Source organism: Arthrobacter rhombi (genome assembly GCF_900163545.1).
Classification (GTDB): domain Bacteria; phylum Actinomycetota; class Actinomycetes; order Actinomycetales; family Micrococcaceae; genus Arthrobacter_H; species Arthrobacter_H rhombi_A.
The window spans coordinates 27,331-52,276 of record NZ_FUHW01000046.1; the positions used below are offsets into that span (position 1 = coordinate 27,331).

The following is a 24,946-nucleotide window of genomic DNA, read 5'->3' on the forward strand; positions in this document are numbered from 1 at the left end:
ATCGGGTGACTTCCCAGAATCCCGCCTTGCGCCTGTTCAGCTCCGAATCCGTCACTGAAGGCCACCCAGATAAGATCTGCGACCAGATCAGCGACGCCATCCTTGATGCGATGCTCGCCCAGGACCCCAACTCGCGGGTGGCCGTGGAAACGTTGGTCACCACCGGGCTGGTGCACGTCGCCGGGGAGGTCACCACCGCAGGCTACGTCGAGATCCCGCATCTGGTGCGCAAAACGATCCTGGACATCGGCTATGACTCCTCGGCCAACGGGTTCGACGGGGCCCGCTGCGGGGTCTCGGTCTCCATCGGCCAACAGTCCCAGGAGATTGCCGATGGCGTCTTCAACTCGTGGGAACAGCGTCAAGGCACGGGCCAGGATCCCCGGGACGCCCAAGGCGCGGGGGACCAGGGCATCATGTTCGGCTATGCCTCCGATGAGACCCCGGTTTTGATGCCCACCCCCATCTGGCTGGCCCAGCGGCTATCCGAGAAGCTCACCGAAGTCCGCAAGACCGGCTCACAGCCACTCTTGCGTCCCGACGGCAAAACCCAGGTCACCATCGGCTACGACGGGAACGTGCCGGTCTCGGTGGAGACCATCGTCGTCTCCTCCCAACACGCCCGCGAACTGGAACTCGAAGCGTTACGGACCGACCTCCATGAACTGGTCGTCCGCCCCGTCCTGGCGGGAATCGACCTGGACATCACCAATACCCGGATCATCCTGAATCCATCGGGCCCGTTCATCATTGGTGGCCCCGTCGGAGATGCCGGGCTGACCGGACGCAAGATCATCGTGGACACCTACGGCGGTTTCGCCCGCCACGGAGGTGGCGCCTTCTCCGGTAAGGATCCCTCCAAGGTCGACCGGTCGGCAGCGTACGCCATGCGTTGGATCGCCAAGAACGTGGTGGCCGCAGGTCTGGCACGCCGCGCCGAAATCCAGGTGGCCTACGCCATCGGTGTCGCCCGGCCCGTCGGTCTCTATGTGGAGACCTTTGGTACCGAAACCGTGGATCCGCTGAAGATCGCCACTGCCATCGAGGAAATCTTCGATCTGCGCCCACTGGGTATCATCGAGGACCTTGACCTGAAACGACCTATTTACCAGCGCACCGCAGCGCATGGCCACTTTGGCCGAGAGGAACCAGGCTTCACCTGGGAGCAGACGAACCGCGTCGACGCGCTGCGGCACTACTTCAACTTCTAGGAGGGCCCGCGTGGACCGGTCAGCGTCCGAGCCCGAGCAGCCCACGTTGCTGCAGGGTTTCGACCTGCGCCGGCCCCTGCCAACCGGTGTCACCCCGGCGGCCTCGCTGCCCGTCGCGCGGGTTTTGTTGGAGACCCAGGTGCCCCATCTGGACCGGTTCTACGACTACCTGGTCCCCGCCGACCTGGACGCCGTCGCCGTCCCCGGGGTTCGTATCAGGGCCCGTTTCGGCGGGCAGGAACTCACCGGCTACCTCGTCGAGCGGCTCACCGAAACCGACCCCGGACTGAAGCTCCAACCCCTGGGCAAGGTCGTCTCGCCGGAGGTCGTCCTGCGCCCCGACGTCCTGGCGCTGTGCCGGGCGGTGGCTGACCGCTATGCGGGAACCCTTCCCGATGTGGTCCGCTCGGCCATCCCACCGAGGATGGCGCGCGTCGAAACCGAAATCAGTGCCGCGGACGCCTCGGATGCACCACGGGCCGCGCAGCCCATGATCCCCAAAGACCAGAGCGAGGCCTGGCCTCCGTCCTGCCTGATGCAGTACGACGGCGGCACCGGGTTCGGGCAGGCCCTCACCGCTGGCGAGTCTCCACGGGCCGTGCTCAGCGTGATCCCCAACCAGCCGGGCGGCTGGCCGGCGCTACTCACCGAGGCGGTGGCTGCCTGTTTGGATTCGGGACGCGGAGCCCTGGTGGTCGTGCCCGATGCCCGCGACCTGGAACGGCTCAGCGAGACACTGACCGCGACGCTGGGACCTGCCGCCGTCGCCCGGCTCAGCGCCGAGGATGGCGCCACCCCGCGGTACCGCGAATTCCTCCGGGTATCGCGGGGGCAGGCCACCGTCGCCGTGGGGACGCGGTCGGCGGCCTACGCCCCGGTCCATGACCTGGGCCTGGTGGTGCTCTGGGAGGACCAGGATTCCAGCCACGCAGAACCGCGGGCCCCCTACCAACATGCCCGCGAAACCCTGCTCTTGCGCGCCCAACTGGCCGGCTGCGCCTTGCTGATGGCCGGCACATCGCGCAGCGCTGAGGCCCAACGCCTCGTGTTGACCGGATGGGCCGTCGAACTTGCGGCCCCGCGGCCGCTGCTGCGGGCCCAGGCGCCCCGCGTGGTGGCCAGTTCGGACTCCTTCGAACAGGAACGCGATCCCGTCCTGCACGCCGCCCGGTTGCCGCGGTTGGCCTGGACGACGGCCTCGAAGGCGTTGGATCACGGTCCCGTCCTGGTCCAGGTCGCACGCACCGGGTTCCTGCCGGCGGTGCGCTGTGAACGGTGCCGCGAACCGGTGCGCTGCACCGAATGTTCGGGCCCCATGGGACTGGATCATTCCACTGCCGTACCCGGCTGCCGCTGGTGCGGGGTCCAAGCGCCGAACTGGAGCTGCCCCACCTGCGGGGGTCACCGTCTGCGGGCCGCGGCCATTGGCGCCGACCGTACCGCCGAAGAACTGGGGAGAGCCTTCCCGAAGGTCCCTGTCATCAGCGCCACCGGCGGCCTGCCCCGACGTCGCGTCCCCGGCTCCCCGTCACTCGTGGTCGCCACCCCGGGAGCCGAGCCGGTAGCCGAGGGAGGCTACGCGGCCGTGTTGTTGCTGGACGGGGACCGGATGCTCGCCCGTGACGAACTGCGCACCGGGGAGGAAGTGCTCCACCGGTGGCTCGCGGCGGCCTCATTGGCCAAAGCATCGCGCGACGGTGGTGTCGTGGTGATTGCCGCGGGGGAGTCGGATCCGGTGCGCGCCCTGGTGCGCTGGGATGCCGCCGGCTTCGCCGAACGCGAGCTGAACCTGCGTCGGGACCTGGAACTGCCTCCGGCGGTGCGCACTGCTTCCCTGTCCGGCCCCGCCCGGTCGGCAGACGCCTTTGCCGAGGCCCTCGAACTCCCGGAGGGTGTCCGGCTGACCGGGCCGGTCATCGAAGAGGACGGGGTCCACCGCTGGCTGCTGTTCTTCAGCTACGGCCAAGGAGGTGCGGTCTGCACCGAATTACGGCGGGTCAAGGCCAGATCCTCGGCCAACCGGGACCCGGTGGTCAACGTGCGGGTCGACCCGCAGGGCCTGCTGTAGTTCGGGCGTCCACGAAGTTGCTGATCAGGCGCGCCGCAGTGCGTGGACGTTCATAATGGATGAGATGCCCCACCCCGGCGATGATCTCGATCCAGGCCTGCGGGAAGGTGGCAGCCAACGAGTACTGTCCCGGGACGGAGCCCAGGTCATCGACTTCACCGACAATCAGCAGGGTCGGTTCCTGTACCGTTGCGGCAACGTCGCGGACCGTATCGGTGATCGAGGAAGCGAAGGCCTCCTGGAGGCTGGCCCGGGTGGCGAATTTGCTGAAGTATCGTCGGTGCTGGTCCACCACGTAGGCCTGGGTTCGGGCATCACCGGAGGTTCCCATCGTGGCCGACATCAGGTCCACAATCAGCCGGTTGCGTAGTATCGCCAGCCCCCACCGTTCGGGGAGCAGACGTCCCGCCGCATAGTATCCCGCAGCCAGCCGGGAAAAGAGGGCCTGCCGTCCCTCCAGGGCGGGTTCGCAGATGGGGTTGATCAGGATCAGGGAGGCGAAGCTGCCCGGATGTGCTGCCAAGTACCCGGCGGCGACGATGGATCCGAAGGAGTGCCCCAGCAGGAGGGCCGAGGCGGGAATCCCCAGATCTGTCCGCAAGGTATCGATGACACCGGCGTAGGTGACCGCGTCGTGGCGGGCGTGAGTGAAGGCCGTGGAGTCGCCGAACCCCGGGAGGTCGGGAACGATGATGGTGTACTCCGGCAACTGGCGGACCAACAGGTCCAAGCCGTGGTGGTCTCCACGGAAACCGTGGATCGCCAGGATGATCCCGTGGGATGGTCCGTGTGAAGGGTAGGTCCGAACCGATAGGTCCGATCCCAGATGGTGGTGGTGGGTGACCCACGGGGGACGGTAATCGGTGGGGGAGTTCATGAACCGAGCCTATCGGGCAGTGGGGTGGGGGTACCGCTGTGGCACACCGAGGGTGGGGTTCCTCCTACTTCAACAACCGCCAGGCGGTTCCCTCGTCGATCACCAGGTCGGTCATCAGCCGGCCCTCCAGGGCGCCTCGTACCGCTTCGAGCTTGCCGCGTCCGGCGACGATCGCCAGACGCTGCGGAATCCTGCGCAGGGCCTCGAGCGGGGGACCGGTCGAGCGATCGTTCATCGCAATCGAATCGTCGCTGCCGTCCCGGCGGTAGAAGACGGTGGCCACGTCCCCGACAACCCCCTGATCGCGCAGCCCGGCGGCTTCCCGGGCACTGACATAGCCTCCACGGTAGATCTGGCTCGGGACGGCAGCGTCGATGGAACCCAAACCGAAAACCGCCAATCGGATCTCCGTTCGGGTGTCCAGCACGCGACGGACGGAGCGTTCCTGCCACATGGCGGCCCGCGTCTCGGCACGATCGAAGAAGGCCGGCACCGGGAACTGTTCCACCCGGGCGGTGAAGGCTGCCCCGAACCTGAACAGGATTTCACTGGCATAGGAGATGCCGGTGGTCTGGGGGTTGGCGGCGCCGTTGAGCTGGACGAACACCGTGTCATGGGTGGGTTTATGAACCAGGTGCCGGCTCAAGGCCGTGAGCGTGGAACCCCACGCCAGGCCAACGGTCATCCCCGAAGAAATCAGGGGTTGGACCACATGCGCCCCATGCGCTGCCACGCGTTCGAGGACCTCTGCCTCGGACAGCGAACCGTCGGTGGGCACCACATGACCGCGCACCCCGTACCGTGTCTCCAGCTCCTTCACCAGTGAGGTGGCTCGGCCCCGCGGTGGGTTCAACTCGATCTTCACGAGGCCGTTGCGTTTGGCCAGCGATAGCAGGCGGGAGACGGTTGACCGGGAGACCCCCAGGTCCCGGGCAATGGCCTCCATGGTCAACTCCTGGACGTAATACAGCTGGGCAGCACGCAAGGCATCACGTTCTCGCCGATCACCGGAAATGTGTCGTGCGCCATGAACGTTCGGCTCACCTATTCCGTCTCCCGGCTGCTCTGCCAGCGGGTCCCGAGCCATGATTCCTCCGGTTCTTGCACATTTGTGCAATGTGATTGACGGCAACGTTCTGCACTGGCAAGACTACTGGTCGGTTGCCCGTTCAGGGGACCAACAGTTCCATTTCGCAGCAAAGGATTGATCAGAGTGTCACCCACGCAAGCAGCCCGCCAGAGCGTTTCACAATTGTCGGAGCGGCCTCAGGCCCAGGTCCTGATCGTCGGTGGCGGCATCAATGGGGTCGCCACGTTCCGCTACCTGGCCCTGCAAGGAATCGACGTCGCGCTGGTCGAGCGCGGAGACTACTGCCAAGGGGCCTCGGGGGCCTCCTCCCATATGATCCATGGGGGCATCCGCTACCTCGAAAACGGTGAATTCCGGCTCGTGCGCGAATCCGTCCAAGAGCGCAACACCCTGCTGGCCATCGCCCCGCATTACGTCAAACCCCTGCGCACTACCATTCCGATCTTCTCCACCTTCTCCGGGATCCTCAGTGCACCGGCCCGCTTTCTGACCCACCGCAACGGCAAGCCCCAAGAACGCGGGGCACTGCTGATCAAGGCGGGACTCATGATGTATGACGCCTTCGCCGGTTCAGGGCGCCTGACCGAACGCCACCGCTTCCATGGCCGCCGCCAGGCCCTCCACGATCTCCCGGCCCTGCGGGACGACGTGAAGTATGCGGCCACCTACTTTGATGCCTCCGTGCACAACCCCGAACGGCTCACCTTGGATGTGCTCCACGATGGCCTGCGTGCCAACCCGGACTCGAGGGCCTCCAACTACGTTTCCTTGGTCAACGAGCACGACGGCGTCGCGAGACTGCGCGACGAACTCACCGGCGAGGAATTCGATTTCACTGCCCAGGTCATCGTCAACGCCACCGGCGCCTGGGTCGATGAGACCAACGGCGCCCTGGGCCAGAAGAGTCGGTTCATGGGAGGCACGAAGGGATCGCATATCGTGCTGGACAGCCCCGAACTGCTGGCAGCCTGCGGTGGACGCGAAATCTTCTTCGAGCACAGCGATGGACGGATCGTGCTGATCTACCCGATGGGGGACCGGGTGCTGGTGGGCACCACGGACATCGACGCGGATATCAACGAGCCCGCACGCTGCACCGCCGAGGAAGTCGACTATTTCTTCGAGCTGATCAACCATGTCTTCCCCGAAGTTGCCGTCTCCCGGCAGGAGATCGTCTACCGTTTCTCGGGTATCCGCCCCCTTCCGCGCCACGACGACACCCAGCCCGGGTTCGTCTCGCGTGATTACCGCATCGAAAAGCGAGCAGGTGCCCAGGGATCCACGATGCTCAGCCTGGTCGGCGGCAAATGGACAACATTCAGGGCTTTGGCCGAACATTTGGGAGGCGAGGTCCTCACAGCGCTGGGACGGTCCGGCGGCCCCGATACCAGTTCCCTAGCCATCGGTGGTGGCGTTGATTACCCGCGCAACGACGTCGAACGCGAACAGTGGATCTCCGCCAGGGCTTCACAGGCAAGCCGCGAACGACTGGCGGTCCTGCTCGAACGCTACGGAACCCGTGCCGACGAGGTCCTGGATGCCAGCGGAGCCGATGACGCACTGCTGCTGAGCAGCAGCGAACTCAGCGTGGACGAGCTGACCCATATGGCCAACCACGAGCAGATCGGACGGCTGGTGGACGTCTTCATTCGCCGGACCTCGCTGGCCTTCCGTGGTCTGGTCACCACCGAACTGATCGACGAATGCGCCGACGTGTTGGCGCCCGTGCTGGGCTGGGACGCCGCTCGCGTCGAGTCCGAGCGAGCCGATACCCGCCGCGTCCTGTCCGAAGAGCATGGAGTCGCCTTCACGCAGGCATCTGCCTAGCCAACACAGCGAAACACCACCGTGCCGGACCGCGCTGATGAGCCCGGCCCGGTCCCATGATTTCCGCGCCGGCAACCGCCGGCTGCCGGATCACCGCGGGAGCATCGAATGATGCCCTGACAATTGAAATCTACATAGGAGTCAACGATGTCTCTTCAAGTTTTTAGCGCCGAAGCGCTCGGCACCATGCTGCTGATGCTCCTCGGCTGTGGCGTGGTGGCCAACGCCGTGCTCAGGGGCGCCAAAGGCAATAATGGCACCTTCCTGATGGTCAACTTCGGCTGGGGACTCGGCGTCTTCGCCGGCGTGTGGGTCGCTGCCGCTTCCGGCGCCCACCTCAACCCCGCAGTCACCGTCGGGCTGCTGGTCAACCCCAACGTCGACGAGTACGCCCCGGGTGTGGCCATCACGCTGGCGAGCACTTTGCTCTACTTCGCCGCCCAAATGGTCGGCGCCATCATCGGCGCCGTGTTGGCCTACCTCTCCTATAAGCAACATTTCGACGCCGAGGAGGACCCCGCAGCGAAGCTGGGCGTGTTCGCCACCGGCCCCGTCTACCGCCATAAGGGCTGGAACCTGCTGACCGAGATCATCGCGACGTTTGTCCTGGTGTTCGTCATTGCCGGCTTCGGACTGACCCCCAACGGATTGGGCCCGCTGGCCGTGGCCCTGATCGTGGTCGGCATCGGCGCATCCCTCGGTGGCCCCACCGGTTACGCCATCAACCCGGCCCGTGACCTGGGCCCCCGCATTGCCCACGCCTTCCTGCCGATCAAGGGCAAGGGTCCCAGCGACTGGGGCTACTCCTGGATCCCGGTCGTCGGCCCACTGATCGGTGGAGCCATCGGTGGCCTGGCCGGAGGCGCCCTCTTCTAGGGAACGATCGCGCTGCTCATCACCCGTACTTCGAAGGGAAGAAACCCATGACCAAAAACATCATCGCCATCGACCAAGGCACCACGAGTTCACGTGCCATCATCTTCGACCACAACGGTTCCATCGTCTCCGTCGGACAGAAGGAACACGAGCAGATCTTCCCGAAGGCAGGGTGGGTCGAGCACGACGCCGAGGAAATCTGGACCAACGTCCGTGAAGTCGTCGGCAGCGCCCTCTCCAAGGCCAACCTGACCCGGCACGACATCGCCGCCGTGGGCATCACCAACCAGCGTGAAACCACGGTGGTCTGGGACAAGAACACCGGCAAGCCGGTCTACAACGCCATTGTCTGGCAGGACACCCGGACCCAGAACACCGTCGAGGAGCTCTCCGCCGACGGCGGCGGGGACCGTTATAAGGACCGGGTGGGCCTGCCGTTGGCCCCGTATTTCTCGGGCACCAAAATCAAGTGGATCCTGGACAACGTCGACGGCGTCCGTGAACGCGCCGAAGCAGGGGAGTTGCTGTTCGGCAACACGGATACCTGGGTGACCTGGAACCTCACCGGCGGCACCGACGGCGGCATCCACATCACCGATGTCACCAATGCCTCCCGCACCCTGTTCATGGACCTGGAGAAGTTGGCCTGGGACGAAGAGATCCTCGCCGACTTCGGCGTCCCGATCTCGATGATGCCAGCCATCAAATCCTCCTCGGAGGTCTACGGCACGGTGCACACCAACCAGCTGTTGCGTGAGGTCCCGGTTGCGGGCATCCTGGGGGACCAGCAGGCCGCGACCTTCGGCCAGGCAGCGTTCAACGCCGGCGAAGCGAAAAACACCTACGGCACCGGTTGCTTCTTGATCTTCAACACGGGTGAAGACATTGTGAAGTCCTCCAACGGGCTACTCACCACCGTTGCCTACCAGCTCGAAGGCGAGAAGCCCGTCTATGCCTTGGAGGGCTCCATTGCCGTGGCCGGCTCCCTCGTCCAGTGGCTGCGCGACAACATCGGCATGATCTCCTCCGCCGCGGAGGTCGAGGACCTGGCCGCGCAGGCCGAGGATAACGGTGGCGTCTACATCGTCCCGGCGTTCTCGGGGCTCTTCGCCCCCTACTGGCGTCCCGACGCTCGGGGCGCGATGGTCGGGCTCACGCGGTTCGCCAACCGCTCGCATATCGCGCGGGCGGCCATGGAAGCCACGGCATTCCAAACCCGGGAGGTCCTTGACGCGGTCAATGCCGACGCCGAAGTGCCGCTGACCGAGTTGCGGGTCGATGGCGGCATGGTCGCCAACGAGACCCTGATGCAGTTCCAGGCCGATATGCTCGGTGTCCCGGTCGTCCGACCCCAGGTCACCGAGACGACGGCCCTGGGTGCCGCCTACGCTGCCGGGCTGGCCGTCGGATTCTGGTCGGACCGCGACGAATTGCGGGCCAAGTGGGCCGAGGATAAGCGGTGGGAACCCGAAATGGATCCCACCGAACGTGACCGTCAGATGCGTCTGTGGAAGAAGGCCGTCACCAAGACCTTCGACTGGGTCGACGAGGACGTGCGCTAGACCACCGTGCCGATGCTCTGATCTGCAGGCTGGGGCCGTGACATCCACCGTGTCACGGCCCCGCCGTACTGTAGACTGGCCCCATGTCAGCAGTCCTACTTCTTTTCTAGCCGGGCCCGAACCGTCCGGCTGCCCCTTGTATGCCAAGGGGTTTTTTCATGTTCGGCCTTCGTTGGAACCCCGTGGGGGAACATCGGCGGCTGCCGGGACTGCATGACCAACCGAATCTGCACTACCAGAAGGCGAACCCACCGTGAGCACAGAGGCACCCGGAACCCCGGAGACCGGCACCACCTACAGCTTTAGTGAGCTCGAGGCACGGTGGCAACCCGTATGGGAGGAACTGGGAGTCTTCACCCCCAAGGACGACGGCAGCGCCGAACGCCGCTACGTGCTGGACATGTTCCCGTATCCGTCGGGTGACCTGCATATGGGCCACGCCGAAGCCTTCGCCATGGGTGACGTGATTGCCCGGTACTGGCGCCAGCAGGGGTACGACGTCCTGCACCCGATCGGGTGGGACTCCTTCGGCCTGCCCGCCGAGAACGCGGCCATCAAACGCAACGCCCATCCTGCGGAGTGGACGTATAAGAACATTGAAACCCAGGCAGCGTCCTTCAAGCGTTACGCCATCAGCGCCGACTGGTCACGACGGATCCACACGTCGGACCCGGAATACTACCGGTGGACCCAATGGCTGTTCACCCGCTTCTACGACAAGGGGCTGGCCTACCGCAAGGACCACCCGGTGAACTGGTGCCCCAAGGACCAGACGGTGCTGGCCAACGAGCAGGTCGTCAACGGCACCTGCGAACGCTGCGGAACCGCGGTGACCAAGAAGTCCCTGAACCAGTGGTACTTCAAGATCACCGACTATGCCGACCGTCTGCTCGAGGACATGGACGCCCTGAAGGGCCACTGGCCCGAACGCGTGCTGGCCATGCAGCGCAACTGGATCGGCCGCTCCGAGGGGGCGCATGTCGATTTCGTGATCCAACCGACCGACGAGGACGCTGCGGAGCGTCAGGTGACGGTCTTCACCACCCGGCCCGACACCCTGCATGGGGCAACGTTCTTCGTCGTTGCCGCCGACGCCGTCTTGGCCGACGATCTCGTGGCACCGCAGCACCGCGAGGAACTGGCCGCCTACCAGGATCAGGTCAAGGCACTGACGGAAATTGAACGTCAGTCCACCGAACGCACCAAGACCGGGGTGTTCCTCGGCAGGTATGCGATCAACCCGCTCAACGGTGAACGCCTGCCGGTCTGGGCAGCCGATTACGTCCTGGCCGATTACGGCACCGGGGCCATCATGTCAGTGCCCGCCCACGATCAGCGTGACTTGGACTTCGCCAGGACCTTCGACCTGCCGATCCGCGTCGTCCTGGATACCGGCGAAGAGGACCCGGCAACCAGTGGGGTCGCCACGACCGGTGAGGGGACCTTGGTGAACTCCGGGGAGCTGGACGGCCTGGAGAAGGACGCCGCCATTGCCCGCGCCGTGGAAATTGTTGAAGCCGCAGGAACCGGCCAACATACGGTGAACTACCGGTTGCGCGACTGGTTGCTGTCGCGCCAGCGTTTCTGGGGAACTCCGATCCCCATCATCCATTGCCCACGGTGCGGTGAGGTCCCGGTCCCCGACGACCAGCTGCCGGTGCGTCTGCCGGATGACCTGCGGGGGGAGCAGCTGGCCCCACAGGGCACCTCCCCGTTGGCTGCGGCCACCGACTGGGTCAACACCACCTGCCCCAGCTGCGGTGGTGCCGCAACCCGCGACACCGACACGATGGATACCTTCGTTGACTCCTCCTGGTATTTTCTGCGCTTCTTGTCCCCGGACTACACCGAGGGGCCCTTCGACCCGGAAGCGGCCGACGCATGGATGCCGGTGGGCCAGTATGTCGGTGGGGTCGAGCATGCGATCCTGCACCTGCTGTACGCCAGGTTCTTCACCAAGGTCATCCACGATCTCGGCTTGATCCAGGCCAGCGAACCCTTCTCCGCCTTGTTGAACCAAGGGCAGGTTCTGAACGGTGGCAAGGCCATGAGCAAGTCGCTGGGCAACGGGGTGGACCTGGGCGAACAGTTGGATAAGTACGGAGTCGACGCGGTACGCCTGACCATGATCTTCGCCTCACCGCCTGAAGACGACGTCGACTGGGCGGATGTTTCCCCGGCGGCTGCCGGAAAGTTCTTGGCCAGGGCCTGGCGCCTGGCCCAAGACGTCAGCAGTGAGGTAGGGGCCGACCCGTCCACCGGGGACCAGGGGTTGCGTACCGTGACCCACCGGGCGATCTCCGAAGCTGCCGACCTGTTGGATTCAGGAAAATTCAACGTCGTGGTAGCCAAGCTGATGGAAATGGTGAACGCCACCCGCAAGGTGATCGATTCCGGCGTCGGCGCCTCCGACCCGGCCGTGCGGGAGGCGGCTGAGGCCGTGGCCGTGATCCTGAGCCTGTTCTCCCCGTATACGGCCGAGGACATGTGGGAGCGTCTGGGCCACAGCCCGTCGGTGGCCAATGCCGGCTGGCCGACGGTGGATCCCGCGTTGCTGGTTCAGGACACCGTGGTCGCCATCGTGCAGATCAAGGGCAAGGTGCGTGATCGGCTCAATGTGCCGGCCGATATCGGCGAAGAGGAGCTGCGGGAACTGGCCTTGGCCTCGGAGACGATCCAACGGGCCCTGGACGGACGCGAGCTGCGAACGGTCATTGTCCGGGCGCCGAAGCTCGTGAACCTCGTTCCAGCCTCCTAAGGTAGGGACATGCCTTCAGCTCCGCGCCGGGGCGTCCCGACGGCTCATACCGCGGGACGTCCGACCGGCTTCCTGGAACGGTTCCTTCCCCGTGAGCGGCGCCAACGCGCGCGGGGGAGTAGCGGACCGCGTACCGCAGTGGTGACGGATACGGCCGCTGCCATCCCGGCAGCGTGGGCGCAGGAGCATGCCGAATATCTTCGCATCCTTCCCTTGCCCGTGATGATCGACGGACAGATCTACACCGAAGGACTGGACGACGTCGAGACGGCCCTCGCCTTGGCGCTGGCCACCGGAGCTTCCGTGCAGACCTCCAGGCCAGCCCCCGGGGCCTTTCAACGCACCTATGAATCTCTCGCCGCCGCAGGTTTCGAACGGATCTATTCGCTGCACCTGTCCAAGGAACTCTCGGGAACCGTTGATGCGGCGAGCTGGGCCGCGGAGCAGGTCGACGTCGAGGTCACCGTCCTTGACACCAGGACCGTTGGGCTGGCCCAGGGATTGGCGGTGATGGAGGCAGTCATCGCCGCGGAGTCGGGGGCCACGGCACAGGAACTCGAACACGTGGTGAACCGCGCACAAGACCATGGGCTGTTCTTCGTCGTTCCCAGTTTGGAACAATTGCGCAAGGGCGGACGGATCGGTGCCGCGGCCAGCGTGTTTGGCACCCTGTTGGCTGTCAAACCCTTGCTCGCCATCGAAAATGGCCGCATCGGTGTCCACGAAAAAGTGCGGACCATGCCGCGGGCCATGTCCCGGCTGGTCGAGATCTCGCGAGAAGAGGCAGCTGCCGCACCGGCCGGCGCCCGGATCGCCGTCCATTATTTCGGCAACCCCGACCAGGCCCATGAGCTCTGCGCCGAATTGGAAAGCTCCAGCATCGGCGACGTGCTCTGCGAACCGCTTCCTACCGTCCTGGCAGCCCACGCGGGTGCCGGGGTGCTGGCCGTGGTCATCGCAGCCCTGCCGGACCCCGACGAGCCGCAGGAACCGGACACCGGATCCGAAGCTGCCAACGATACCGATGACCTGGAGGAACCAGGGCCCATCCAGCACGACTGAGGCGGGCCTCCACAGCAGGCCGGACAGCGGCGTTGTCCACATCCGCGAACCCCTGCTTGGGGCGGCCGCCGGCCGTTCCTAGGCTGGGGGAATGGTCCGACACCGTTGGGAACAGCGCACCGATATGGCAGCGGGCCCCGCCCCGCGTCTGCGTTTCCGCTTCCGGTTGGGGCGCGGGGCCATCATGTGCTTGCTGTTCACCGCAGTCATCTGGATCGCGGCCAGCCTGCTCTTCCATCCCCCGGAGGGCGCGGGCCAACAACTCGACGCCGTGGCCATGGATCCCAGTGCCGAAACCACCACGGCGTCCGCCCCGCCGACGCCTGACGCCCGTGGCAACGCGCCGGGTTCAACGAGGGCAGCGCCTGAGCCGGGAGCCTCTGCTGCGGCCCAAGGAAAATCCAACGGTTCCGCCGCGGCTGACCCCGCAACGGTTCTGGTCCATGTTGCCGGTGCAGTCAAAAAGCCGGGCGTCTATCATTTCCCGTCCGGCGCCCGGGCCCAGGACGCTGTCCGCTCCGCCGGGGGTTTGGCCTCCGGTGCGGCACCTGCAGCCGTAAATCTTGCGGCACCCTTGGTGGACGGACAACAACTGTATCTACCAACCACCGACGAACTTCCGGCCGCCGCAGACCGGGCAGCACCCCCGCAGGCGGGAGCGCCGGGAGCAGGGACGGCTGGCGAAGCTGGCGCTCCCGAGGGCAAGATCGACGTCAATACCGCCGATGGAACCGATCTGCAGGAACTGCCAGGCATCGGCCCTGCCCTTTCCGCGAGAATCATCGAATTCCGTGCGGCCAACGGACCTTTTGCCTCCATGGAGGAACTCGATGCCGTGTCAGGCATAGGTCCCGCCATGATGCAGCGGCTCGAACCGCTGCTCCGGTTCAACTAGTGGACGGGGCTACGCCGTCATGCTGAAAGCTGTCGGCACAGCCTTCATTCCGCGCCTTTTCGCCCGCTGGACACGCCCCCAGGCCGTGACCACCTCAGGGCCCGTTGACGACGGTTACCTCGACCTGCGCAGTCTCGCCGCGGCAGCCGGAGCATGGATTGCTGCTGGGGAGCTGGTCCAACACGATCCGCTTTTTGCGCGGACGCTCACCGTAGCGTTGGGCTTTGTCTTGGTTTCGCTGTTCTGGGTGCTGTTACGCAACAGGGGCCTGTTGGCATGGTCCCACCATTGGTGGACGCCGGTGGCCGCGGCAGCGGTCGGGGTGTTCTTGGTAGCGGCGGCGATCTCCACCCATTCCCTGGCCCAGCGGGATCCGACCTTCGCGGCTTTGGCAGCAAGTTCGAGCACGGTGCGGGTCGAGGCCGTCATCACCGGGGACCCGCGTTGGCTGAAATCTCACGGGACGGATGCTGCGGGGGAGTCGATCATTGGGCAGCAGGGCCCCGAAAAGGTGGAGGAACCTGCCACAACACTTTTGGTGGATGTCAGGATCCTGAAGTACTCGGCCGCCGGCAACTGGCATGCCGGGGCGGCCGAAGCAGTGCTGGTCATGGACCGTGGGCACATCACTGACGAAGATCCGGCACCGGGGCGAATCGTCTCCGGGTTGGCACGTCTTCGTCTCGCGGATCCGGGAGAACGTCAGGGGTACTGGTTGCGGGCGGCCGCGTCCATGCATACCCACGACGCCGGGGCGCAGGAACCACTTTCCGAAGAGTGGCGACGACGGTTTGCCCGGGAGTCCCAAGTCCTTCCCGGCCATGGTCCGGCGCTTCTTCCGGGAATGGTGATGGGGGACCGTTCGGCTCAGGATGCGGAACTGGACACCGCCATGAAAACCGCTGGTCTGGCTCATTTAACCGCGGTGAGCGGGGCCAACGTGGCGATGATCCTGGGGAGCGTGTTGTGGTTATGCCGGTTCTGCGGGGTCAACCGGTGGCTGGCCTTGGGGGCATCGCTGCTGACTCTGGTCGGCTTCGTCATCCTGGTCCATCCCGAACCCAGCGTCATCCGTGCCGCCGTGATGGGTGCCGTCGGCGCCGTCGCCGTCTACCTCGGCAGAGGCCGCCAGGCGTTGACTGCGCTTTGCCTCTGCGTCTGCGGCGTTTTGGCGTGGGATCCGTGGTACGCCCGAGAGCCCGCCTTTCAGCTCTCGGCCCTGGCGACCGCCGGAATCGTCCTCATGGGCCAACGGTTGGGTGCGCTGGGGCGCCGCATCATGCCTGGCTGGTTGGCAGATGGCGTGGCCATCAGCACCAGCGCCCAGCTCTTCTGCCTCCCTGTTTTGCTGGGCATGAACCCTGCGTTCAGTCTGTATGCGGTGCCGGCGAATGTTGTGGCTGCGCCCATTGTCCCGCTGGTCACCGTGGTGGGGATGTCGGCCTTGGTGCTGTGTGCCGTACCGGGCCCCTGGGCCCAGCCACTCATCTGGATCGCGGGCATCCCCACCGACTGGATCGGGAAGCTGGGCAACCTGATCAACGGCCTGCCCGCAGCGTTGCTGCCGTGGCCAGAAGGTTTGGGTGGACGGGGAGCCGCAGTCCTGCTGGCCTCTCTGGCCCTGATCTCGGTCTGGCTCGCCGCAACGCCGCCGGTCGGGGGAGCCCAGAAAGACACCGAGGCCAGTCGGCCGCGCCAGCAAGCTCTCACTGCCTGGTTGGTACCGGGCAACGAGCACTTCGCCGCCCCCGGCCGGCGAACCGTTGCCGTCGCCGCAGCGCTAGGGTGCCTGGGATTGCTGGCCGGGATCACGGTCCCGGCCACCAGCTGGTGGCCACCCCCGCAGGACGGCTGGCAGGTCGCGGCCTGCGATGTTGGACAAGGGGATTCCTTTGTCCTGCGCTCCGCCCCCGATCACGCAGTACTGATCGACACCGGTACGGAGCCCGCCATCGTTGATGACTGCCTCAGCGAGCTCGGTGTCCACACCATTGATGCCCTCTTCATCACCCATTTGCATGCCGACCATGCTGGCGGGGTGGCGGGCGCCGTCCGTGGCAGGACGGTGGAGCGTGCGTTTTTCTCCACGGGAACCAACAGCACGGAACTCCCGGGGTTGCCACCTGGGCTGGAAGCCACGAAACCGCCCGTCGGAGACAGCGGGACGGCCGGTCCAGTCAGTTGGGAAGTGATCGGCCCCATCGGAGACCCCCGGGGTGAGGAAGAAAATGATGCCTCACTCGTCGTCGTCTTCACGATCGCCGGGCACGGGCTGCCGACCTTCACCCTTCTGGCCACCGGCGACCTGGAGGAGGAGGCGATGGATGCGGTCATCCGCACCCAGCCCGATCTTCGGGTAGACGTGTTGAAGGTCAGCCACCATGGGGCGAAAAACGGCGGGACCGCCATCATCGATCATTCCGGTGCCCGGGTGGCGCTGATCGGTGTCGGGGCCGAGAACAGCTACGGACACCCCACACCGATGATCCTCAAGGCATTGCACCAAGCAGGTATGCATTGCTTCCGCACGGATCTTAACGGCACCATCCGGTTGCGGGCTTCCCGCACAGGCGAGTTGATCGTCACCGGAAGGTCGGCACCGGCCTCGGGACGATAGGATGCAATGTCAGACTCCAACGGAAGGTGGATCAGGGTGGCCAATAAGTCCGCGGGAGGATCCCGGGTTACGGGAACGCGAACACAGGATCGCACGGGCTGGCGTCAGGTGGCCCCCGCCCCCCTGGTTCTTCTCCAGGGGCCAGAGAACTACATCGCGGGCCGTGTTTTTGAAGCGATCCGCCAGCAGGTGCGCAAACGCGACGGGAACGCCGAGATCACCGCTTTCGATGCCTCCACGTATCAGCGTGGTGAGCTGCTTCTGGCGGCCAGCCCCTCCCTTTTCGGTGAAGCGAAGATCATCGAGGCCACCTCCTTGGCCACCATGAACGAAGACTTCCTTGAAGACGCGCTCGCCTACGCAGCATCACCCGCGGACGACGTGGTGATGGTCTTGCACCATTCGGGTGGGAATCGGGGCAAGAAGGTACTTGATGCGCTCAAGGCCGCCGGTGCCGGGGTCATCGACTGCCAACCCCTGAAAAGGGATTCCGAGAAGGTCGACTTCGTGTCCCAGGAATTCAAGGCGGCCGGCCGCCGCATTCTGCCCGAGGCAACGCGGGCCCTCGTGGCAGCGGTTGGTACCGATCTGGGGGAATTGGCGGCGGCTTGCTCCCAATTAATTCAGGACACCACCGGTGAGGTTGATCAGGAGACCGTGGACCGGTATTTCGGTGGACGGGTGGAAGCCACCGGCTTCAAGGTCGCCGATGCCGCCCTCTCCGGTCGCGGGCCAGCCGCCTTGGGGACGCTACGCCATGCCCTGGCCACCGGCACGGATCCGGTGCCGATCGTCGCCGCATTGGCCATGAAGCTCCGTCAAGTGGCCAAGGTCTCCGGGCAACGCCGTTCCGCTGGTGCCATGGCTCAGGAGTTCGGCATGGCGCCATGGCAGATCCAGCAGGCGCAGGAGCAGGCGAGGTATTTCTCAGCGGATGACCTGGTGCGTTGCCTGAGGCTGGTTGCCGAGGCCGACGCCCAAGTCAAGGGGGCTTCGCGGGATCCGCATTATGCGGTTGAGCGTGCCGTGACCGGTATCGCCTTGGCCGCGCAGCGCTGATGAGTCGCCCTCGGGCAGTTAAACGAAGAAGCCGCTTCCGGTTGACCGGAAGCGGCTTCTCACGATGAAACCTTGAACGAGCTTTAGAGCGCGTTGACCTTCTTGGAGATGGCCGACTTGTGGTTCGCTGCGTTGTTCTTGTGCAGGACACCCTTGGAGACAGCCTTGTCGAGCTTGCGACCGGCAACGCTCAGAGCTGCGGTCGCAGCATCCTTATCAGCCTTGGTCACGGCCTGCTTGACAGCGCGGATGGCGGTCTTCACATCCGAACGAACTGCCGCGTTGTTGGCGCGGGCCTTCTCGTTGGTGAGGATGCGCTTCTTCTGAGATTTGATGTTTGCCACTAGTTTAAACTCTCTTGCTTTCGCGGAAAATGGTCGGTGAGGGTCCCTCCCGAGCCATCGACTGAGCGGCGTGGGGATACCTATGGCGACCCGGGAGAAGTGCCCGTCGACCTGCGCGGACACACAGCAAGCAATCCTAGCAGCTATGCCCGGTCGTCGCGATTCGACACCGGCTGAGGCGGGTCGGGGATTCTGTTGAGATCAACTTGCTTTTCCACCTGAGCGGCACCCTTCGCCTCGACAACTGTGGCGGTAACCGACGGAGAAAGGTACCCGTTTCACGCGGGACGGCTCAGGCTTCCCTCAGGGCCCGGCTGACCCGTTCGAAGGCCTGCCGACCCAGCACGGCACCTTCGCGACGAATGGCCTGGGGGTCAACGCGGATCACCCGATCAATTTTTACTTCGCTGGGCCTGCCCTGCCGGTCCCAGGCTCCGGTTCCGATATCAACGTAGTCCGCGTCACGGTGATGGGGGTTGTCATGGTCCCGGGAGGTCAGCATCAGGGCCAGGAGTAGTTCCCCGTCGCGGCCCACCAGAAGGACGGGGCGGTCCTTGCCCTGGGTTGGGTCCTCCTCATAGGGGACCCACGTCCACACGATTTCCCCGGGGTCCGGGAGGCCATCGGGTTGCGGGGCATATCTGGGTGTGAACCTGCCGGTGTAGTCCCCGGGGTAGGGTCGTTCGGCCCACTGCCCCGACGATTGCTGCGGCGCAGTTCCGGGGCTCTGTGAGCGTTGCGTTGTGCTGCCTTGACTGGACCGAAAGAGCCGGATCGCTTGGGAACCAAGTCGAACAATTTTCCTCATACTGCGCGCACTGATCTGCATGCGCCTACGGTAACAGCGGTCCGCCACGCCCGCTTCGGGGACCGGCTTGAGGCCGAATCGTGGAACAATGAGGATCTGTGGTGCAACCGCGCCCACCATCAGTCCCATCAAGAACCCCAGAGTGAGGTCACCTACGTGTCACCCATGGCCCGCACCGCACCGGTGCCTGCCGCAACCGATCCGGCGATCCTCAGGAACTTCTGCATCATCGCCCATATCGACCACGGGAAGTCCACCTTGGCCGACCGGATGCTGCAATCCACGGGGATCGTCTCCCAGCGTGAGATGAAGGCACAATACCTGGACCGGATGGATATCGAGCGTGAGCGCGGCATCACCATCAAATCCCAGGCCGTTCGCATGCCGTGGGAAGTCGATGGCGTCTCCTATGCACTGAACATGATCGACACCCCGGGCCACGTCGACTTCACCTATGAGGTGTCCCGGTCGCTGGCAGCCAGCGAGGGAGCGATCCTACTGGTCGATGCCGCCCAGGGGATCGAAGCCCAGACTCTGGCCAACCTCTACCTGGCCATGGAAAACGATCTGACGATCATCCCTGTGCTCAATAAGATCGATCTTCCAGCCGCGCAACCCGAGAAGTATGCCGCCGAAATTGCCGGACTCATTGGGGGCAACCCTGAGGACGTGTTGAAGGTCTCGGGAAAGACCGGCGAAGGCGTCGACGCGCTGTTGGACAAAATCGTGCGCGACCTACCGCCTCCGGTCGGCAATGCCGATGCCCCGGCCCGAGCCATGATCTTCGACTCCGTCTACGACACCTACCGCGGTGTCGTCACGTACGTCCGAGTCGTCGACGGGAAGTTGAGCCCGCGCGAAAAGGTCCAGATGATGTCCACGCGCACCGCCCATGAGGTGCTCGAGATCGGGGTATCTTCGCCCGAACCGACACCTTGCAAAGGCCTGGGCGTCGGCGAGGTCGGCTACCTGATCACCGGTGTGAAGGACGTCCGGCTGTCAAAGGTCGGCGACACCATCACCTCCTTCGTCAATCCCGCTCCGGAGTCCCTCGGCGGTTACGAGGATCCCAAACCGATGGTCTTCTCCGGGCTGTACCCGATCGACGGATCGGATTACCCGGTCTTGCGCGATGCCCTGGACAAGCTCCTGCTCAACGACGCGGCACTGACCTTCGAACCGGAAACCTCGGTAGCCCTGGGCTTCGGCTTCCGCGTGGGTTTCCTGGGTCTGCTGCACCTGGAAATCACGCGTGAACGCCTGGAAAGCGAGTTCAACCTGGATCTCATTTCCACGGCCCCCAACGTCATCTACGACGTGGTGACCGAGGATAAGTCGGTGGTCACCGTGACCAACCCCAGCGAGTTCCCTGCCGGCAAGATCCAAGAAGTCCGCGAACCGATGGTGGCCGGCACGATCCTGACCCCGAATGAATTCGTCGGCTCGGTCATGGAACTATGCCAATCACGACGCGGCCAGATGCTCGGCATGGATTATCTCTCCGAGGACCGGGTGGAACTGCGGTACTTGCTCCCGCTGGCGGAAATCGTGTTCGATTTCTTCGATTTCCTCAAATCCAAGACGCGCGGCTATGCCTCCTTCGACTGGAAGGCAGAGGGCGAACAGGTCGCCGATCTGGTCAAGGTCGACATCCTGCTCCAGGGTGAGGCGGTGGACGCGTTCAGCGCGATCACCCATAAGGACAAGGCCTACCCCTATGGGGTCATGATGACCCGCAAGCTGCGCGAACTCATTCCGCGCCAGCAGTTCGAGGTCCCCATCCAGGCAGCCATCGGCTCGCGGATCATCGCCCGTGAATCCGTCCGGGCCATCCGCAAGGACGTACTGGCCAAATGCTACGGCGGCGATATCTCGCGTAAGCGCAAACTGCTCGAAAAGCAGAAGGAAGGCAAAAAGCGCATGAAGATGGTCGGCCGTGTCGAGGTCCCGCAGGAAGCCTTCATTGCGGCACTGTCCTCCGAAGGTTCCGCGGATAAGGCCAAGAAGTAGTCTTCATGCCTTCAGCTTTGCCCCTCGGGGATCCGGCGCCGGCCGATGGCCTGCTGCCTGCCAGCACCATCGACGGCGCCACCGAACGCGACTTCTGCATCTATGTGCATATCCCGTTCTGTGCCGTCCGTTGCGGATACTGCGACTTCAACACCTATACGGCTCATGAACTCGGCTCCGGTTCCAGTCAGGACACCTATGCAGCGGCAGCCTCCGCCGAACTCGAGTTCGGCGGAGGCGTGCTGCGTGCCAGCGGGTTGCCCGACCGGAAAGTCTCCACCGTTTTCTTCGGCGGCGGAACCCCGACCCTGTTGCCTGCAGAAGACTTGGCCTCGGTCCTGGAAACGATCCGCGAGACCTGGGGTCTGGTGGACGGCGCCGAAATCACCACGGAAGCGAACCCGGACTCCGTCACCTTCGAATCGCTCAGCACGCTGGCCGACGCCGGTTTCACCCGGGTGTCCTTCGGTATGCAGTCAGCCGTTCCTCACGTGCTGAAGACCTTGGACCGCACGCACCGCCCCGAGGGGGTCGGGCAGGCCGTGGCTTGGGCGCGCGAAGCCGGACTCGCTGTCAGCGTGGACTTGATCTACGGGGTACCGGGGGAGTCTCTGGACGATTGGCGGGCCTCCCTGCTGACGGCGCTGTCCTACGAACCCGACCATATTTCTGCCTACGCCCTCATCATCGAGGCCGGAACCCGGCTGGCCGCCCAGATTCGCCGCGGCGAAGTCGCGGATATCGATGACGACGACCACGCAGATAAGTATCTCCTGGCCGAAGAACTGCTCACCGCCGCAGGGTTCTCCTGGTATGAGGTCAGCAACTGGAGCCGCACCGAGGCGACCCGGTGCCGTCACAACATGGCCTATTGGAAGGGCGCCGACTGGTGGGGTGCCGGACCCGGAGCGCATTCGCATGTGGGCGGTCTACGCTGGTGGAACGTGAAGCATCCTGCGGCCTACCAACAGCGTATCGACGCCGGCACATCCCCTGCCGCTGGACGCGAAACCCCTGATGAGCAGGCTCGCCTGCTCGAACGCACGATGCTGTTGACCCGCATCGTCGACGGTCTACCCGTTTCGGAGCTGCCGTCCTCGGGACGCCAGGCAGTGGCCGGACTCATCGCCGACGGGCTCATTGACGGATCGGCAGCCGTGCGGGGACAGGTCATCCCGACCTTGAATGGTCGCCTGCTCGCCGATTCCATCGTGCGTCGGCTGCTGGACTTCTAGGAGAGATGCTCCCGGACGGGTGCAGGCCCGGGAACAAGGTTCCCGGGCCTGCACGAATATTTCCTGACGCGGACTGCTAGTCGATGAGTCTGAGGTTGAAGGGGTAACGGTACGGCCGACCGCGGTTGACCTCGATGCCGGCGACCACGCCGCTGACGGTGATATAGGTCCACAACGCTACGGCGATGATGGCGAAGACCCCACCGATCACCGGGATGAGCATCAGGATATTGGAGATGAGGGCCAGGACGGTGAGGGGAAGCGTGAAGTTCAGCGCTTCCTTGGACTCCTGCGCGGTGAACGCCCCGCGGTCACGGTAGACGAGGTAGATGATCCCCGAGGGAATGCACCCGAGAATGCCACCAAAGTGGGCGATCGTCGCCCACTGGCGGTCCTCCGAAGGAGTCAGCGGCAGGGGAGCCGACGACGAACCCTCGAAGCGCCGCGCGTCGGCTGAGCCTTCGCTGGGCTTCTTGCCTGATCCGTTCATCACTACGTCTTTCCTCCCGTCCTGCACAGTTTTGCCTAGTTTATCGCCACGTGGTGCACCAAGCACCCCTTCGCGGGGCTTGCGGCGCGCCGAGGCGTCAGTGACGTCCTGTCGTGAGGAAGTCAATCACCTCTTCGACCCGTCCGAGCAGGCTCGGTTCCAGGTCAGCATAGCTGTTCACCTGGCCCAGAAGCCGACGCCAGCCCAGGGCGACATCTGCCTGGCTGGCATGGGCCCACCCCAGGCCCTTGAGAATTCCCGTCTTCCAGTCCGTACCGCGGGGGACGACCGGCCAGGCAGTGATGCCGAGTACTTGGGGCCTGATGGCCTGCCAAACGTCGACGTAAGGGTGTCCGACGATCAGGACGTTGGATGTGGCTCCCGGAACACGCATGGCCTCGGCGGCGATCTTCTCCTCCTTGGTTCCGGAGATCAGATGGTCAACCAGGATCCCGAGTTTGCGGTGGGGGCCTGGGGAGAATTCGGCGATCGCTCCCGCCAGGTCGTCGACACCGTGCAGGGGTTCCACGACGATGCCTTCCACCCTCAGGTCATGACCCCACACTTTTTCGACCAGTTCGGCGTCGTGCTTGCCTTCGACCCAGATCCGACTGGCCAAGGCGGTGCGGGCTTTGAGATTCGACACCTTTACCGAACCCGAGGCGCTCCTACTTCCGCTGGCTCCGGTTCCAGACGCTGTGGCTTGGGGTTCGATGATCTCCACGGGCTCGCCTTCCACCAGGAAACCGAAGCCGGTGGGGAAGGATCTGGTCTTGCCGCGACGATCCTCCAGGACCACCAGTCGCAGGCCGCCGGAACGTTCGATCCGGACGATCTCACCTACCCAGCCTGACTGCACATCTTCGAGCAGTAGGCCCCGTGCGGCGGGGACTCGGCGTAGCTGTCGGGCTTTCGGCGCCGATAGATCCTGGGCTCCCCACTGGTGGATATCCAATTGCTGACACGGCCTTTCCCTGGGTCGGGCAGCCTCGTGGATCGGGCCACCAGCGCCGATGCGCGCGGCCACCATGCTAACAAGTGCTCCTTCGTATTAGACTTAGCACTTAGGCGTGTCGAGTGCTAAGCCACGAGGCCGTCATCAGTCCATCCACCACGAGACCCACAGGAGGATCGAATGTCAGTTCCACGGCGCCTCGAGGTCCTGCGGGCGATCGTCGAGGACTATGTCCATTCCCGGGAACCGGTCGGCTCCAAGGCCCTGGTAGAACGGCACCGTTTGGGGGTATCGGCGGCGACCATTCGCAACGATATGTCGGCGCTGGAAGAAGAGGGCCTCATTATCGCCCCGCATACGTCCTCGGGAAGGATCCCGACCGAGCGGGGCTACCGGTATTTCGTGGACCAGATCGACGCCGTCCGCCCCCTCTCGCCCGCCGAAAGCCGGGCCATCCACCGCATGCTTGAAGGCACCAACGATCTGGACGAAGTCCTGGAACGTACGGTCAGGCTCCTGGCCCAACTCACCAACCAGGTGGCAGTGCTTCAAGTACCGCAGTTTAGCGATGCGACGGTCCGCCACATAGAATTGGTGGGTTTGGGTTCCGGTCAGGTCCTCACGATCCTGATCACCAATACGGGCAAGGTCGACCAACGGGTGGTCCTGGTCCCCCCGGAGACCAGCGATGACTCACTCGCGGACCTGAAGGCCACGTTCTTGGCGGCTACCTCGGGTCAGCGGATGCAAAGCATCGGCGATCTGGCCCTGGCCGCCTGTGAGAAACTGGCTCCTTCCCTGCGCGATTCCGGGAGGATCCTGGCCCAGGCCTTGGCTTCGTTGGGGGATAACTCGGTGATCGAGCGAATGATCATGGCAGGAACCGCCAACCTCGCCCGTTCCACCGGGGATTTTCCGTTGACGATCACCCCGGTGCTCGAAGCCCTCGAGGAACAAGTTGTCCTCTTGCGGTTGTTCTCCGAATTGGAGCAGGACGCCCGGGGCATTGCCGTGCAGATCGGACGGGAGAACCTCTATGGCGGCTTGGCGGAGACCTCGGTCGTAGCCACAGGCTATGGTCCGGGATCCACTGCCAAAATCGGTGTCCTGGGTCCCACCCGGATGGACTACCCCACCAGCATGGCGGCCGTTCGCGCGGTCGCCCGTTATCTTTCCCGTATCCTGGCCGGCTGACGGATCAG

At 64.7% G+C, this 24,946-nt stretch carries 19 protein-coding genes; 13 read left to right on the forward strand and 6 right to left on the reverse strand.

The window, feature by feature from the left end; all coding sequences use genetic code 11:
• Nucleotides 1-5 precede the first annotated feature (5 nt).
• Together metK and FM101_RS13960 are read left to right on the forward strand one after the other, a co-directional pair.
• Complete coding sequence (metK, locus tag FM101_RS13955; protein ID WP_087000716.1) at nt 6-1,211, forward strand: methionine adenosyltransferase; 1,206 nt, start codon at nt 6-8, stop codon at nt 1,209-1,211.
• Between the two features lie 10 nt (nt 1,212-1,221).
• A complete protein-coding gene (locus FM101_RS13960; RefSeq protein ID WP_087000717.1) occupies nt 1,222-3,279 on the forward strand; it encodes a primosomal protein N' in 2,058 nt (685 codons plus the stop codon).
• Here the strand turns inward: FM101_RS13960 and FM101_RS13965 are convergent.
• Nucleotides 3,245-4,156: an alpha/beta fold hydrolase gene (locus FM101_RS13965; RefSeq protein WP_087000718.1), complete on the reverse strand. Its 912-nt coding sequence runs from the start codon at nt 4,154-4,156 to the stop codon at nt 3,245-3,247. The genes FM101_RS13960 and FM101_RS13965 overlap by 35 nt on opposite strands.
• Before the next feature lie 64 nt (nt 4,157-4,220).
• Nucleotides 4,221-5,243, reverse strand: a complete 1,023-nt coding sequence (locus FM101_RS13970; RefSeq protein WP_087000719.1) for a sugar-binding transcriptional regulator — start codon at nt 5,241-5,243, stop codon at nt 4,221-4,223.
• Nucleotides 5,244-5,369: 126 nt separating this feature from the next.
• Between FM101_RS13970 and FM101_RS13975 the strand changes: the two genes are divergently transcribed.
• The 8 genes from FM101_RS13975 (at nt 5,370) to holA (ending at nt 17,902) form a co-directional block, all read left to right on the forward strand.
• Nucleotides 5,370-7,073, forward strand: coding sequence for a glycerol-3-phosphate dehydrogenase/oxidase (locus FM101_RS13975; protein ID WP_245806711.1), 1,704 nt, complete (start codon nt 5,370-5,372; stop codon nt 7,071-7,073).
• Nucleotides 7,074-7,220: 147 nt separating this feature from the next.
• Nucleotides 7,221-7,949 carry an MIP/aquaporin family protein gene (locus tag FM101_RS13980; RefSeq protein WP_087000721.1) on the forward strand — a complete coding sequence of 243 codons (729 nt, stop codon included), beginning with the start codon at nt 7,221-7,223 and terminating at the stop codon, nt 7,947-7,949.
• A 47-nt stretch (nt 7,950-7,996) separates the two neighbouring features.
• Nucleotides 7,997-9,511, forward strand: coding sequence for a glycerol kinase GlpK (glpK, locus tag FM101_RS13985; RefSeq protein WP_087000722.1), 1,515 nt, complete (start codon nt 7,997-7,999; stop codon nt 9,509-9,511).
• 253 nt (nt 9,512-9,764) lie between these two features.
• Entirely contained in the window at nt 9,765-12,269 is a 2,505-nt protein-coding gene (leuS, locus tag FM101_RS13990; RefSeq protein WP_087000723.1) for a leucine--tRNA ligase, read from the forward strand.
• A gap of 9 nt (nt 12,270-12,278) precedes the next feature.
• The gene (locus FM101_RS13995) at nt 12,279-13,331 is read left to right on the forward strand and encodes a DegV family protein (protein ID WP_087000724.1); all 1,053 of its coding nucleotides are present in this window, start codon (nt 12,279-12,281) and stop codon (nt 13,329-13,331) included.
• Between the two features lie 91 nt (nt 13,332-13,422).
• A complete protein-coding gene (locus tag FM101_RS14000) occupies nt 13,423-14,226 on the forward strand; it encodes a ComEA family DNA-binding protein (protein WP_087000726.1) in 804 nt (267 codons plus the stop codon).
• 19 nt (nt 14,227-14,245) lie between these two features.
• On the forward strand, nt 14,246-16,843 hold the full coding sequence (locus FM101_RS14005; protein WP_087000728.1) for a ComEC/Rec2 family competence protein: 2,598 nt from the start codon (nt 14,246-14,248) through the stop codon (nt 16,841-16,843).
• A 6-nt stretch (nt 16,844-16,849) separates the two neighbouring features.
• Nucleotides 16,850-17,902, forward strand: a complete 1,053-nt coding sequence (gene holA / locus FM101_RS14010; RefSeq protein WP_087000730.1) for a DNA polymerase III subunit delta — start codon at nt 16,850-16,852, stop codon at nt 17,900-17,902.
• An 83-nt stretch (nt 17,903-17,985) separates the two neighbouring features.
• On the opposite strand, the gene rpsT is transcribed toward holA, so the two are convergent.
• Nucleotides 17,986-18,246 carry a 30S ribosomal protein S20 gene (gene rpsT, locus FM101_RS14015; RefSeq protein ID WP_087000732.1) on the reverse strand — a complete coding sequence of 87 codons (261 nt, stop codon included), beginning with the start codon at nt 18,244-18,246 and terminating at the stop codon, nt 17,986-17,988.
• A gap of 292 nt (nt 18,247-18,538) precedes the next feature.
• Nucleotides 18,539-18,844 carry a type II toxin-antitoxin system PemK/MazF family toxin gene (locus FM101_RS16225; RefSeq protein ID WP_428844167.1) on the reverse strand — a complete coding sequence of 102 codons (306 nt, stop codon included), beginning with the start codon at nt 18,842-18,844 and terminating at the stop codon, nt 18,539-18,541.
• Nucleotides 18,845-19,210: 366 nt separating this feature from the next.
• Between FM101_RS16225 and lepA the strand changes: the two genes are divergently transcribed.
• Together lepA and hemW are read left to right on the forward strand one after the other, a co-directional pair.
• Nucleotides 19,211-21,064, forward strand: a complete 1,854-nt coding sequence (gene lepA / locus FM101_RS14025; RefSeq protein WP_179204342.1) for a translation elongation factor 4 — start codon at nt 19,211-19,213, stop codon at nt 21,062-21,064.
• A gap of 5 nt (nt 21,065-21,069) precedes the next feature.
• The gene (gene hemW, locus FM101_RS14030) at nt 21,070-22,299 is read left to right on the forward strand and encodes a radical SAM family heme chaperone HemW (protein ID WP_087000741.1); all 1,230 of its coding nucleotides are present in this window, start codon (nt 21,070-21,072) and stop codon (nt 22,297-22,299) included.
• A 76-nt stretch (nt 22,300-22,375) separates the two neighbouring features.
• Here hemW and FM101_RS14035 read toward each other — a convergent pair whose 3' ends face one another.
• Together FM101_RS14035 and FM101_RS14040 are read right to left on the reverse strand one after the other, a co-directional pair.
• Nucleotides 22,376-22,789, reverse strand: a complete 414-nt coding sequence (locus tag FM101_RS14035; RefSeq protein WP_087000743.1) for a DUF4870 domain-containing protein — start codon at nt 22,787-22,789, stop codon at nt 22,376-22,378.
• A gap of 97 nt (nt 22,790-22,886) precedes the next feature.
• Entirely contained in the window at nt 22,887-23,744 is an 858-nt protein-coding gene (locus FM101_RS14040) for a DUF3097 family protein (RefSeq protein ID WP_241895232.1), read from the reverse strand.
• Nucleotides 23,745-23,924: 180 nt separating this feature from the next.
• Here FM101_RS14040 and hrcA point away from each other — a divergent pair, with 180 nt between their 5' ends.
• Nucleotides 23,925-24,938, forward strand: a complete 1,014-nt coding sequence (hrcA, locus tag FM101_RS14045) for a heat-inducible transcriptional repressor HrcA (RefSeq protein WP_087000747.1) — start codon at nt 23,925-23,927, stop codon at nt 24,936-24,938.
• Nucleotides 24,939-24,946: the final 8 nt, after the last annotated feature.